General features: G+C 64.7%; 8 protein-coding genes. 5 read left to right on the forward strand and 3 right to left on the reverse strand.

Features of this window, described 5'->3' with window-relative positions; translation table 11 throughout:
- Window positions 1-216: 216 nt before the first annotated feature.
- The 3 genes from SKZ59_RS11905 to SKZ59_RS11915 all read right to left on the reverse strand — a co-directional run bounded on the left by SKZ59_RS11905 (window position 217) and on the right by SKZ59_RS11915 (window position 6,843).
- Window positions 217-3,162, reverse strand: a complete 2,946-nt coding sequence (locus SKZ59_RS11905) for a TonB-dependent receptor plug domain-containing protein (RefSeq protein ID WP_319991863.1) — start codon at window positions 3,160-3,162, stop codon at window positions 217-219.
- A 98-nt stretch (window positions 3,163-3,260) separates the two neighbouring features.
- A complete protein-coding gene (locus tag SKZ59_RS11910; RefSeq protein ID WP_319991864.1) occupies window positions 3,261-6,611 on the reverse strand; it encodes a TIM-barrel domain-containing protein in 3,351 nt (1,116 codons plus the stop codon).
- A gap of 37 nt (window positions 6,612-6,648) precedes the next feature.
- Window positions 6,649-6,843, reverse strand: coding sequence for a hypothetical protein (locus SKZ59_RS11915; protein WP_319991865.1), 195 nt, complete (start codon window positions 6,841-6,843; stop codon window positions 6,649-6,651).
- 115 nt (window positions 6,844-6,958) lie between these two features.
- Between SKZ59_RS11915 and SKZ59_RS11920 the strand changes: the two genes are divergently transcribed.
- The 5 genes from SKZ59_RS11920 to SKZ59_RS11940 are packed head-to-tail and all read left to right on the forward strand — an operon-like array spanning window position 6,959 to window position 12,279.
- Complete coding sequence (locus SKZ59_RS11920) at window positions 6,959-8,095, forward strand: SIS domain-containing protein (RefSeq protein ID WP_319991866.1); 1,137 nt, start codon at window positions 6,959-6,961, stop codon at window positions 8,093-8,095.
- On the forward strand, window positions 8,082-9,029 hold the full coding sequence (locus tag SKZ59_RS11925) for an ROK family protein (protein WP_319991867.1): 948 nt from the start codon (window positions 8,082-8,084) through the stop codon (window positions 9,027-9,029). Before SKZ59_RS11920 ends, SKZ59_RS11925 begins: the two co-directional genes overlap by 14 nt.
- A 5-nt stretch (window positions 9,030-9,034) precedes the next feature.
- The gene (locus SKZ59_RS11930) at window positions 9,035-10,378 is read left to right on the forward strand and encodes a D-tagatose-bisphosphate aldolase, class II, non-catalytic subunit (RefSeq protein WP_217653656.1); all 1,344 of its coding nucleotides are present in this window, start codon (window positions 9,035-9,037) and stop codon (window positions 10,376-10,378) included.
- A gap of 35 nt (window positions 10,379-10,413) precedes the next feature.
- On the forward strand, window positions 10,414-11,181 hold the full coding sequence (locus tag SKZ59_RS11935; RefSeq protein ID WP_034751280.1) for a DeoR family transcriptional regulator: 768 nt from the start codon (window positions 10,414-10,416) through the stop codon (window positions 11,179-11,181).
- Window positions 11,182-11,184: 3 nt separating this feature from the next.
- Complete coding sequence (locus SKZ59_RS11940) at window positions 11,185-12,279, forward strand: N-acetylglucosamine-6-phosphate deacetylase (RefSeq protein ID WP_219329451.1); 1,095 nt, start codon at window positions 11,185-11,187, stop codon at window positions 12,277-12,279.
- Window positions 12,280-12,303: the final 24 nt, after the last annotated feature.

The raw sequence follows: 12,303 nt of genomic DNA on the forward strand, positions 1-12,303 counted from the left end.
CTTTCGTTATCGTGGTATGACAGATACACGCGACTGCAGCGAGGTAAGCAGAAATCGTGAATCGGCGCAAAAAAACGGGGAGAAAAACGCGAAAGCAGCCATGGCACTCTGCTTTCACTTACGTTTATCTTTCGTATTGTGCATTTCGGAATATTGTCTTTTCTTTTCCATGCCAATACCCCGGCCCGCATAGACGGGCCGGGGCAGCGTCACGTATTAAAAGAACTTGTAGCTGGCCGACAGGGCGAACTGGCGGCCGAACAGGTCCTGGCTATGGTTGTAGCCTTCCCAGCCGTTCGGGTCGTAGTACGGCTTCTTGTTGAACGCGTTTTTCACGTTCAGGCCCACGTCCAGGTTCTTCACCGGCTTCCAGCTGAAGGCCAGGTTGACCGTCGTGTATGACGGCGCGCCCTTGCACTGGCCGGCCGGCAGCGCCACCGAGGCGGCGGTGCAGTTTTCCGGCGTGTTGTCTTTGTCCCAGGGACCGTAGGCCCAGCGCGTCTTGCCCGAATAGTTGATGAAGACGCTGCTGACGAAGTTGCGGTAGCTCCAGTCGGCGTTGACCGTGGCACGGTAGCGCGGCGAATCGTAGTAGCCGACGGTATTGCCCTTGATATCGCTGCCGTCTTCGCTGTCGTGGGTGTCGCGCTTGCGGATGGTGGCCGCGATGCCCGTGCTCAGCTTGCCCCAGTCACCGAGCCCAAAGCGCGTGCGCGCATCGATGTCCACGCCATCCATCAGGGTGCGGCCGCGGTTCGAATACGAGTTGATCAAGCCGCCCAGGTTGCCCACCGAGTAGCCGGGCACGCCGCCCGTGCACACGCCCGCGTTGGCGGGATTGGCGCACATGGCCACCACCGCCGCCACGTTGCCCCGGTCCGTATCCGTCAGGTCGTTGCGGATGGCGCTGGACGTGCCGGCCAGGGTCGGGCCGTACTTGTCCACCAGTTCCGTAAACAGCTCGTTGAAGTCCTGGCGCACGATTTCGTCGCGGCGGTTGATGAACCAGTAATCGATGGAGATGCTCACGTCCTTGGCCGGCTGCAGCACCAGGCCCACCGTGGAAATCTTCGCTTTTTCCGGACGCAGGTTCTGGTTCGGCGGCGTCAGGCCGCCCACCGTCGTCGAGCAGTTCGAATTGAGCAAACTCTTGCCCAGGTCCGCATCCGTCGCCACCTTGGACTTCATCAGTGCACGCGCCATGGCGTTCGTTTCATCGCAGCGCACCGTGTCGCGGATGCCGCCCACCTGCGCAAAGACGCCGCCCGTGCCCGATTCAGCCAGGTTGGGCGCGCGGAAGCCTTCCGAATACGTCCCGCGCAGCATCAGGTCGGGCCGCGCGCGCCAGATCACGCCCAGCTTGGGCGCCAGGTTGGCCGAGAAATGCGGATATTTGTCCAGGCGCGCAGCCGCGTTGACTTCCAGGGTGTCGCTGAGCGGCACCACCACTTCGCCAAACACGGCCGCGATGGTGCGCCGGCCATCGAACCAGGAACCGCCCTGCTGCGTGATCAGGCCATTGGCCGCATCCGCGTTGCCGGGCGTGAGGAAACTCTCGCGCATCACGTTGGTGCCCACGGCGGCGCGCACTTCGCGCTCGCCCAGCTTGAACAGGGTGCCTTCCACCTTCGCATCCCACGTCATCAGCTTGGTCCACGATTCGATGGCGAAGGTCGGATAGGCGCTGCGCACCAGCTCCGCATTCGCCTCGCTGATTTCGCCGAACTTGTAGGCGGGATTGTCGGAGATATACGTGCGGCCGCTGACGGGGTCTTTCGGGAACGGCCCGAATGCCTGCTCGAAGCCCTTGATGTTGATGTTCGCCGTCTGGAACAGCGTCGAATGGCTGCCCGCCACGCTGAGCGCCGTTTCAAAATCCCAACCGCCGCCGATGCTGCCGCGCAGGCCGACGAGCGCGCGGTAGTTTTCATCGACGTTCTTCTGACCGAAGTGGCCTTGTGCATCCTGCAGCAGGTAATTCAAGCCGGCCGCGCCGCCCATCTTGGCCACCATGTCGGCATCGAGCTTGCCTTTCAGGTAGGCGTTGTTGGGGCTCAGGAAAGGCGTGGCAAACGTGTTCAGGGTATTGCCCGTGTTGCGCGCGAACCAGTTGTTCGTGCTGCCGCTATTGAAGCTGGACGGGCCATTCTCGCCGCGCATCTTGATGTGGGTGAAAGCGCCTTCCGCGAACGCTTCCATGTCGCCACCGAGTTTCAGCCGGCCGCTCACGTAGGCCGTGGCGCGCTCCGAGGTGGGGCCCGTGTCGAGCTGGTTGGGCAGCGCATTCCACACACAGCGCGTGCCCGACGCTTCGGTGATGCTGTTGTTGCAGCCATTGACGGCGCGCTGGGTGCGCGCATTGTTCTTCGCCTTGTCGAAGACAAAGAAGGTCCCGGGATTCATCACGCCCGGTTCGCTGCCCACGCCCACGCGCATGTTCGGGATGAAATTGGGATTGTTTACATAAAAATACGAGGGGCGCTTGCGCCAGGTATCGGCCAGCGCGATGCGGTCGCGCTGGTAGACGTTCACGGAACCGTAGATGTTGTAGCCATCGCTGGCCAGGTCGCCCAGGCCATACAGCACGCTGGCCTGGCGCTCGCCATACGATTTCACGCTCGGTGAAAACTCGCCGTTGGCGCGCGCTTCCAGGCCCTGGTACGATTTCTTGGTGATCACGTTGATGACGCCGGCCACGGCGTCGGAGCCATACACGGCCGAGGCGCCATCCGTCAAAATTTCCATGCGCTCGATGGCGGCGGCGGGAATGGCGTCGATGTTGACGAACATGGTCTGGAAGCCGGCCGGCGCGCCATAGAACGACAGGCGGCGGCCATTCAAAAGCACCAGCGTGCCCTGCGCGCCCATGCCGCGCAAGTTCGCTTGCGAACCGCCATCGGAACCCGTAAACATCGAGCGGAAATCCTGCTGTGCCGGACGGGCGGCGGGCAGGTTGTCGAGCACCTGCAGCAAGGTCAGCGCGCCCATGTTCTCGATCTGCTTGGCGTTGATCACCTGTACGGGCGACGCCGTCTCCGCGTTGATGCGCTTCAGGCTGGACCCCGTCACTTCGACACGCTGCAGTTTCTCCTCCTCCGCCGCCAGCGCCGTTGAAGCCAGCCCTACCGCCACCATCGCGGCCATCAGTTTTTTCAAGTGCATTCTCAACTCCCTTTTTATAAGTGATTTGTTTTCGTCAGGTTGCAAGAGCCCCTCCCCGGTCCGAAGAGGGGCTCTTTTTAGTGAAATGATTGAAGCAGTTAGCGCGGCTTGACTGTCGCGCCTTCCGTGCCGGTGAGTACGGCATTGGCCCAGTTGCCGCAGACCTGGGCCGGGTGGGCGCCGCGCGCGCCCAGGGTGCGCAAACTGAGCTGGCTCAGGCCGCGCACGTCGATTTCGGGTTTGACCACCCCGGGAGCCGTGACCAGGCCGCTGTCGTACAGCAGCCGCTCACCGCTCCAGACCTGGAATTGCAAGCCGCCCGCGCTGCGGCAGCTATCGTCCACGCCCAGGTCGGCGCGCAGCAGATTCCAGTTGCCCGCCAGCTGCAAGTCGATGCGGCTGGCGGGTCCCACGCCGAGGCCCTTGCGGAACCACAGCCCGTTCATGCGCATCTCGGCCGCCTTGCCGGCTGGCCGGTCTTTCGCGATAGTCTTTGGCAGCGCCAGGTCCGACAGATAACGCTGCACTTCCTCGCCTTCGGCCACTCTGTGTTCGAGCACGCGGAATGCGGACAAGGTGACGGGTGCCACGTCGGTCGCCAGCGCCGCGTCGAACGCGCGCGCCACCGGACCCGCTTGCGCCGCCGTTACCATCGGGTCCAGGGACGCCGCGCCATCGCCTTCCGGATTTTGCGTGCTCATGACGCGAAAGCGCAGCAAGCGCCCGGCCGTGGCGGGGAAGTTGATCGTCTGCGGGCCTTCCTGCAGCTTCAAGGTGCCCCGCTGCAGCGGCGCGCCCCACTCGCCGTTGTTGTCGCCGATGTAGATTTCATAGTCGCGCACCTGGCCATGCTTCCAGTGCTGGTCGTTGCGCGGCGCCAGTTCGACGCCGTCCACCAGGCGCCGTTCCGTGAAGCCGATCACCCATTCATGCGGTCCGCTTTTCACGGACGGGCTGCGCACGGTGCGGAACCACGTCTCCGGCTTGCCATCGAAAGCGTTTTCCAGCGGATAGCCGCTTTCTTCCGCAGGACGCGCCACCACCTGCATGGCGTCGGCCGGCAAGGCGCGGCCCGGCACGGGCGCCGCCGGGAAGTCGGCATCCGTGCGTGCCACGGCCAGCGCGCCGGCAACCTGCAGGATCAAAGGCTGGCGGATATCCTGCGCCGCCACTTTCACGTGCAAGGTGCCTTGTCTGTCCGCCGCATCAAAATACCAGCCCTCTGCCGCTTTGTCGTAGGCGGCACGGCCGGCGGCTGCCGCGATCAGGCGTTCGCCGGCGCGCACGGCGGCCGGCGCCTGGCCGGCCAGCATGCGCAGCGCATAAGCGCGACGCGCTTCCTGGCCCTGGTACTGGCCATCGACGGCGCCGATGTCGACCTGCACGTCGGCGCCCGTCTGGCGCATGCGGATGACTTGCTGGCTGAAGGCGCCGCCCTGGTACTGGCGCGTGTTGCCATCGTCTTCATACAGGGTGTAGTCGGAATCGCCGTGCGGGTAGATATCGAGCGTGAGCTGATCCTTCGGCTTCTGGCCGTCGTACAGCATTTCTGGATACATGGGCAGGATGGCGCCGGCGCGCACGAACACGGGCAGTTTATCGAGCGTCACCTGCAGATCGAGGTCGCGCCCCTTGGCGTCGGCCGTGGCCTGGCGGCCATCCCAGTAGTCGTACCACGTGCCCTGCGGCAGGTGGATGCCCTTGCGCCAGCCGCCGCTGACGGCCTGGCTGCGGTAGACGGGCGCCACCAGCACGTCGCGGCCCAGCAGGAACTGGTATTTATAGGCTTCCGTATAGGCGGCCGGGTCTTGCGGGTAATCCCACATCAGGCCGCGCACCAGCGGCGCGCCCGATTGCTCCGCTTCGCGCACCAGGGTATACATATACGGCGTGAGGCGCATCTTGAGCTTCAGATAGCGGCGGTTGATGTGGCGGTACGGCTCATCGAACCACCACGGGTGCTTGCGCTCGGCCGCGGCCCAGCCGGACATGCCCATCAGGACGGGCGTAAAGCTTTTCCACTGCAAGTCGCGCAGATAGGTTTCCGGGCTGCCGCCGAAGATGGCGTCCACATCGCCCGATGCATAGGCCTGGCCGGACAGGCCCGAGCCGATCAGGGTCGGGATATGCCAGCGGATGTAGTCCCAGCTGGCGCTCTGGTCGCCCGTCCACGCCACGGCGTAGCGCTGGATGCCGGCCCAGCCCATCACCGTCCACAGGAACGGCCGGCTGTCGGAGTTGTTCAGGATTCCGTCGTAGGCCGACTTGTTCGCATCCATGGCGAACTGGTAGCCCTTGCCCGTCCACGCCACGTCGAGCTTTTGCACGCGGCTGCCCGCCTGGCCCACTTCCCAGGCGATCTTGTCGACGCCGTTTTCCGTCCACAGGCCCGTGCGGAAGCCATAGCCGGCCAGGCCCTTCACCGTTTCCGGCAAATTCGTGTAGCCGCAGCCGTAGCCGTCGTTGGGCAGTATCCAGCCGCCCGGCATGTCGTGTTCGCGGTACTGGCGCGCCACCGTTTCCACCACGTCCGGCGTCTTGCCCGTGGGGCCGTCCGTCCAGTTCTTCGGCACGGAACCGGGCTTTTTCACGTTATCGCCATCGTTGTAGCAATCGGCGTCGCCGTATTCCAGCGCCCAGCGGGGCAGCATGCGCGCGCGGCCCGTCAAGTCCGTGTAGCGGGCGACGACGTCGCGCAAGTCCTTGCCGACGAAGAAATACGCATCGAAGCGGCCTTCCGCATGCTGCAGCGAGATCTGCTCCTTGTCGCGCAGATCGTAGTTCCCGTCGGACCAGGTATTGCGTAGCATGCCCCAGCCGCGTGAACTCATGAGAAATGGTGCGGGATTCGGCCGGTCTCCCTCTTCCCAGCCGCCCGAATACGACACAGGCACCTGCTTGCCCTTGAATTCGAAGCGGCCATTTTGCTGGCCGCCGCCGAAATAACGCTCGCCCGGCAGGCTCGATAGCACCTGCACGCCCTGCTTGTCGTCGAGCGACAGCGGCTGCACCTCGCGCCACAAGGGCACCGCATCACCGTTGCGGAAAAGGGAAAAGCGCAGCGGTTTGCGATCGATGCGCAGGCTCAGGGCATCGGTGCTGATCAGGATATGGTCGGGCTGTTCCTTGATCTGGTACGCCACCTGCGCGGCAGGCTGGCCCACGACGATGGGCGCTGCCTTGTCGCCGGGCCCCGTCAAGCCTGCCTTGCCGCCGGCCTCGATGCGCAGCACGTCCACCTGCGGCAGGCTGATGCGCAGTTGCATGCCCGTGTCGCTGCGCAGTTCCCAGCCCAGCGCCTCGCCCTTGGCCACGTCGGCCGCATGCACGGCGCTCAAGCTGGTCAGGTTACCGATAGGCGCGGCCTGCAGGCCCGGTGCGGCCAGAGTGGCAAGGGCGGCGAGGACGCAGGCGGCAAGGGCGCGGCGGGGAAGCGGGAGAGGTTTCATCTGCTGGCTTTCAGAAAATCGAAGTGATGGAAATACTTTAAGAAGAAAAATAAATATCGTCAATCAAAAGAAAGTTAAAGCGGCAATTTATTAATAAAATGCCCAGAATTGGCGCATTTTTCTTACGTTTCACCAAAATGTCACAAAACATACTTTCGTTATCGTGGCATTTCAGCGACAGGCCGCGCCGCCACGGGCTTTTGCGCTGCACCGCAGCATGCTTCATGGCCATTAAAACGACATTATTTCGCAAGCCGCCAAACTATTTACTTTCGTTTTACTTTCGTATTTGACTTTTCGAAATTTAGTATTTATGCTTTCTCCAACAAACACTTTACTGACCTCTCATGACTACCCTTCTTCAGCGTGACATTCAAACCTGGCGCGACATCGGCGGCCTGCACACGGCCGAGGAAATCGCCCACCAGCCAGCTATCTGGCGCGCGCTGGCCGGCATCTTGCGCAAGGAGCAAGCGACACTGGCCGCCTTCCTCGGCGACGCGCTGTCGAACCCCCAACAACGCGTCATCCTCACGGGCGCCGGCAGCTCGGCCTATGTGGGCGAAATCGTCGTCGATACCCTGAATGCGGCCTGGCCCGCGCAGATCCGCGCCATCGCCACCACGACTTTGCTGACCCACCATGAGCTGTACCTGGAAGCGGACGCGCCCACCCTGCTCGTCTCGTTTGCCCGCAGCGGCGACAGCCCGGAAAGCCTGGCGGCCGTGGAGCTGCTGCGCCAGGTCGTGCCCGGCGCGCGCTTTCTGAACATCACCTGCAATGCGGACGGCAAGCTGGCGCGCCAGGGCGCAAACGACAGCAATACCTATAATCTGCTGATGCCGGAAGGCAGCTGCGACCGCGGCTTCGCCATGACCAGCAGTTTCAGCAGCATGCTGCTGGCGGCCCTGTCGGTACTGGGCAAGGACACGGATCTGTCTCGCCTGGACACCCTGGCGCAGCTGGGCGAACACGCCTTGCGCGACTGGTCGGCGCCCGTGGCGGACCTCGGTTCGACACCGGTGCGGCGCGTCGTCTACCTGGGCAGCGGCCCGCTGGAAGCGCTGGCCAAGGAAGCCGCATTGAAAATCCTGGAATTGACGGGCGGCAGAGTGATGGCGATGGCGAATACGCCGCTGGGCTTCCGCCACGGCCCGAAATCGGCCGTCACCACGGAGTCGCTGGTAATCCTGCTGCGCAGCAGCAAGCCGCTGGCGCGCCAGTACGAAGACGACCTATTGAAAGAACTGCAGCGCGACAGCGTGGCGCAGACGTGCCTGACCGTCGGTATCGGCGGTGACTTATCTGCCGATGCGCCGGCCTGGCCCGACGCCTGGCTGGCCCCGCTGTGGCTGCTGATGGCGCAGCAATATGCGCTGCACCAGTCCGCACTGCTGCAACTGCGCCCCGACAATCCATTCGCCGGCGGCATCGTCAACCGTGTCGTGCAAGGCGTCACCATCTATGGCCATGACCAATTCTAATCACACAGCCGGCTACCACGGCATCGACATCGGCGGCAGCAAGATAGAGCTGGTCGCGTTTGCCGACCGCGATGGCGCGCTGGAAGAAGTGTTCCGCGAACGGGTCGCCACGCCCGGCGACGATTTCAACGCCTTCGTGCAAGCCATCACCGGCCTGGTGGCACGCGGCGACGCGGCACTGGGCACGACGGCGCCCGTCGGCATCGGCTTGCCTGGCGTGATCGACAGCGCCAGCGGCCGCCAGCTCAGTTCCAACGTGCCGGCCCTGAACGGCCGCCTCGTGGCGCAAACCCTGCAGCAAGCCTTGCAGCGCCCTGTCGCCATCGGCAACGATTGCCAGTGCTTCGCCCTGTCGGAAGCGCAAGGCGGCGCGGCCGACAATGCCGCCAGCATGTTCGGCGCCATCCTCGGCACCGGCGCCGGCGGCGGCTATTGCGTGGGCGGCCAGCTGCTGCGCGGCTTTAACGGCGTGGCCGGCGAATGGGGCCACTGGAGCCTGCCCGCCACCCTGCTGGCGCAGCATGGCCTGGCCGGTTACGACTGCCCGTGCGGCAAAGCGGGCTGCCTGGAACGCTATGTCTCCGGCCCCGCCATGCGCAAACTCCACGCGCACCTCGGCGGCGACGGCGCCGAGCCGCTGGCCATCGTGGCGCGCGCCAATATGGGCGACGCCGTGGCCCAGCGCACGGTGGCAGTGCACCTCGACGTGCTGGGCCACGCGCTGGCCGGCCTCGTGCTGGCCTATGACCCGCACGTCATCGTGCTCGGCGGCGGCCTGTCCAAGCTGCCGCACCTATACGACAAGCTGCCGGCCGCCGTGAAACGCCATCTGTTCCCCGGCGTGCACGTGCCGCCCATTCTGCCGCCCCGCTTTGGCGACGCCGGCGGCGCACGCGGCGCGGCCCTTTTGATACGACAACATACAAAGGCGTAAACATGATGAAGCAAGCGGAAAACCCGACTTTTACCCTGTCCCCGATCCAGCAAGTGATCAAGGCGCACCGCCGCGGCGAGCGCGTGGGACTGTACGCCGTCTGCTGCAGCCACCCGAGCGTGCTGCGCGCCGCCATGCGCGTGGCCAGCGAGTACGACACGGTGCTGCTGGTCGAGGCGACGTCGAACCAGGTCGACCAGTTCGGCGGCTACACGGGCATGACGCCGGCCGTTTTCCGCGACACCATGCTGGCACTGGCCCGTGAACAGGGTTTCCCCGCCAGCCGCCTCGTGCTGGGCGGCGATCATCTGGGGCCGAACGCCTGGCAGCACCTCGATGCGGCCACCGCGATGAACCACGCCGAAACCCTGATCGCCGCGTATGCGTCGGCCGGCTTCCATAAGATCCACCTCGATTGCAGCATGCGCTGTGCCGACGATCCCTTGCAGCTCGACGATGAAACAGTGGCCGCCCGTTCGGCGCGCCTGTGCATCGTCGCCGAGGAAGCGGCGGCGGCCGCCGGCTTTGCGCCGCCCGTCTACGTGATCGGTACGGAAGTACCGGTTCCCGGCGGCGAAGCATCGCTGGCACAAGCCGGCGCCGTCACCAGCCCGCAAGCGGCGCGCCGTACGCTCGACGTGCACCGCCGCGCCTTCCTCGACAAGGAATTGCATGGCGCCTGGCGCCGCGTCATCGCCATGGTGGTGCAGCCTGGCGTTGATTTCGACCAGAGCAGCATCCAGCACTACGATGCCGATGCCGCCACAGAACTGTCGGCCTTTGTCGCCGAGCAGCCCGGCCTCGTGTTCGAAGCCCACTCCACCGACTACCAGCGCGAAACGGCGCTGCACGCCATGGTGCGCGACCATTTCGCCATCCTGAAAGTGGGCCCGGCCGCCACCTTCGCGCTGCGCGAGGCGCTGTTCGCCCTGTGCCAGATCGAGGAAGAACTGCTGCCGGCGCACGCCACGTCACAGCTGATGCAAGTGCTCGACGACGTGATGGTGGCCAAGCCGAAGAACTGGATCAAGCATTACCTGGGCACGCCGGACGAGCAGCGCCTGATGCGCCGCTACGGCTTGAGCGACCGTTGCCGCTATTACTGGGGCGAGCCGGAAGTGGCGGCCGCCGTCGGCAAGCTGCTGGCCAACCTGGATACGGTGGCCATTCCGCTGCCGCTCCTGAGCCAGCATTTGCCGGAACAGTATCTGGCCGTGGTGCAGGGCAGTTTGCCGGCGCAGGCATCGGACCTGATCGAGCACAAGATCGGCAGCTTGCTGGCGCAATATGCGCGCGCCTGCAACCGCAATGCGGCAGTCCCCGTCATTGCCGAAGCGGCAATCTGTTAAGCTCGGTATTTTCACTTTTTACCGAGCCCGCCACCATGCGAAATACCAGCCAACGCCGTGAATCCATCCTCCAAATGCTTGCCCAGCAGGGCTCGGTGCAAGTGACCGACTTGGTGGAAAAGCTCGGCGTGTCCGCGGTCACCATCCGCAGCGACTTGAATGCGCTGGAAGCGCAAGGCATGGCCACGCGCAGCCACGGCGGCGCGACCCTCACGCGCACGCCCCCGCTTGAACACACGATACGCCAGAAGGATGCCATCAACCACGAGCAGAAGGAGCGCATCGGCGCGTATGCGGCGCGGCTGGTGGAACCGGGCGACAACATCATCATCGACTCGGGCACCACCACCATCTCGCTGGCGCGCCATCTGCGCGACGCGACAGGCGTGACGGTGGCGACGAATGGCCTGAACATCGCGTGGGAACTGGCCGACGCGCCCGGCGTGGACCTGATCCTGACGGGCGGCCTGCTGCGCAAGCAGTCGCTGTCGATCCAGGGCAGCCAGGCGGAAACCTGTCTGCAGGCCTACAGCTTCGACAAGCTGTTTCTGGGCGTGGACGGCTTCGACCTGCAGTTTGGCGTCACCACCCATCACGAAGCGGAAGCAAGCCTGAACCACAAGATGGTGGAACGGGCGAAGAAAATCATCGTCCTCACGGACGCCTCGAAGTTCGGCCGCGTCAGCCTGCACCGCATCGTGCAGCTGGACCGGGTCGATACCGTCATCACCGATGCCAGCATCAGCCAGGAGTACCGCGAAGGGCTGCAAAAGCTGGGCATCGAACTTTTTATAGCGGAATAACACATGCTGAGCGGCAGAATCCTTACCCCATCTGGCTGGATCACGGGCACCATTACCTTTGACCAGCGCATCGTCCAGATACAAGAAGACCCTGCCGCCGACAGCGCGCTGACCATCCTGCCCGGCTTCATCGACCTGCATGTGCACGGCGCGGCCGGCGTCGACATTATGGAAGGCGGGAACGCGGGCGCCACCGTGGCGCAGGTGCACGCACGCCACGGCACCACGGCCCTGCTGGGCACGACCCTGACAGCCAAGGAACCGTCGATCCTGTGCGCCCTGCAAGGCCTGGCCGGCGTCATCGCCGAGCGCCCCGCCAACGGCGCGCGCATGCTGGGCGTGCACCTGGAAGGACCGTTTTTGAATTTGCACCGCCTGGGCGCGCAGCCGCCCGACGTCGTGCAGGCCAGCCTGGCGCTGGTGCAGCGCTTTCACGCCATCGCGCCCATCAAGGTCTTGACCATGGCGCCGGAAATCCCCGGCCATCTGGAACTGATCCCGCAACTGGCGGCCATGGGCATCCGCGTGCAGATCGGCCACAGCGCCGGCACGTATGACGAAGGCGTGGCCGCGCTGAACGCCGGCGTGTCCGGCTTTACCCACCTGTACAACGGCATGACGGGCATGACGCATTACGACCCGGGCATGGTCGGCGCGGCGCTCGCGCATGCCGAATACGCGGAAATCATCCCCGACCTGCAGCACGTGGCCAAGGGCGCCCTGCGCGCGGCCCTGCGCGCCATCCCGCGCCTGTACGGCGTGACGGATGCCACCTCGGCCACCGGCATGCCCGATGGCGAGTACGGCCTGGGCACGCAGCGCGTCTACAAATGCCTGGGCTGCGTGCGCCTGGCCACGGGTTCCCTGGCCGGTAGCGTGCTGACCATGGACCAGGCCCTGCGCAATTTCGTCGACCTGGGCCTGGACCTGGCCGACGCCTCGAACCGCTTGTCGCTGTACCCGGCCGACTACCTGGGCGAATCCGAACGTGGCCGATTGGCGCCGGGCGCCTGGGCCGATATCGTCGTCCTCGATTCCCAATTACAGCCAGTGTCCGTCTTCGTCGAAGGCACGGCCATCGATCTTTCCACCCGCTAGACCATCCACAACCTCAACCCCGTC

The sequence above is a fragment of the Janthinobacterium sp. GMG2 genome (assembly GCF_033949445.1).
Lineage (GTDB): Bacteria > Pseudomonadota > Gammaproteobacteria > Burkholderiales > Burkholderiaceae_D > Janthinobacterium > Janthinobacterium aestuarii.

What these genes read in the sequence shown, in the direction of transcription:
- SKZ59_RS11920 (WP_319991866.1), top strand. Translation starts at nt 6,959, where the DNA reads ATGACTACCCTTCTTCAGCGTGACATTCAAACCTGGCGCGACATCGGC.
- SKZ59_RS11915 (WP_319991865.1), bottom strand. Translation starts at nt 6,843, where the DNA reads ATGGCCATGAAGCATGCTGCGGTGCAGCGCAAAAGCCCGTGGCGGCGC.
- SKZ59_RS11910 (WP_319991864.1), bottom strand. Translation starts at nt 6,611, where the DNA reads ATGAAACCTCTCCCGCTTCCCCGCCGCGCCCTTGCCGCCTGCGTCCTC.
- SKZ59_RS11940 (WP_219329451.1), top strand. Translation starts at nt 11,185, where the DNA reads ATGCTGAGCGGCAGAATCCTTACCCCATCTGGCTGGATCACGGGCACC.
- SKZ59_RS11925 (WP_319991867.1), top strand. Translation starts at nt 8,082, where the DNA reads ATGACCAATTCTAATCACACAGCCGGCTACCACGGCATCGACATCGGC.
- SKZ59_RS11905 (WP_319991863.1), bottom strand. Translation starts at nt 3,162, where the DNA reads ATGCACTTGAAAAAACTGATGGCCGCGATGGTGGCGGTAGGGCTGGCT.
- SKZ59_RS11935 (WP_034751280.1), top strand. Translation starts at nt 10,414, where the DNA reads ATGCGAAATACCAGCCAACGCCGTGAATCCATCCTCCAAATGCTTGCC.
- SKZ59_RS11930 (WP_217653656.1), top strand. Translation starts at nt 9,035, where the DNA reads ATGAAGCAAGCGGAAAACCCGACTTTTACCCTGTCCCCGATCCAGCAA.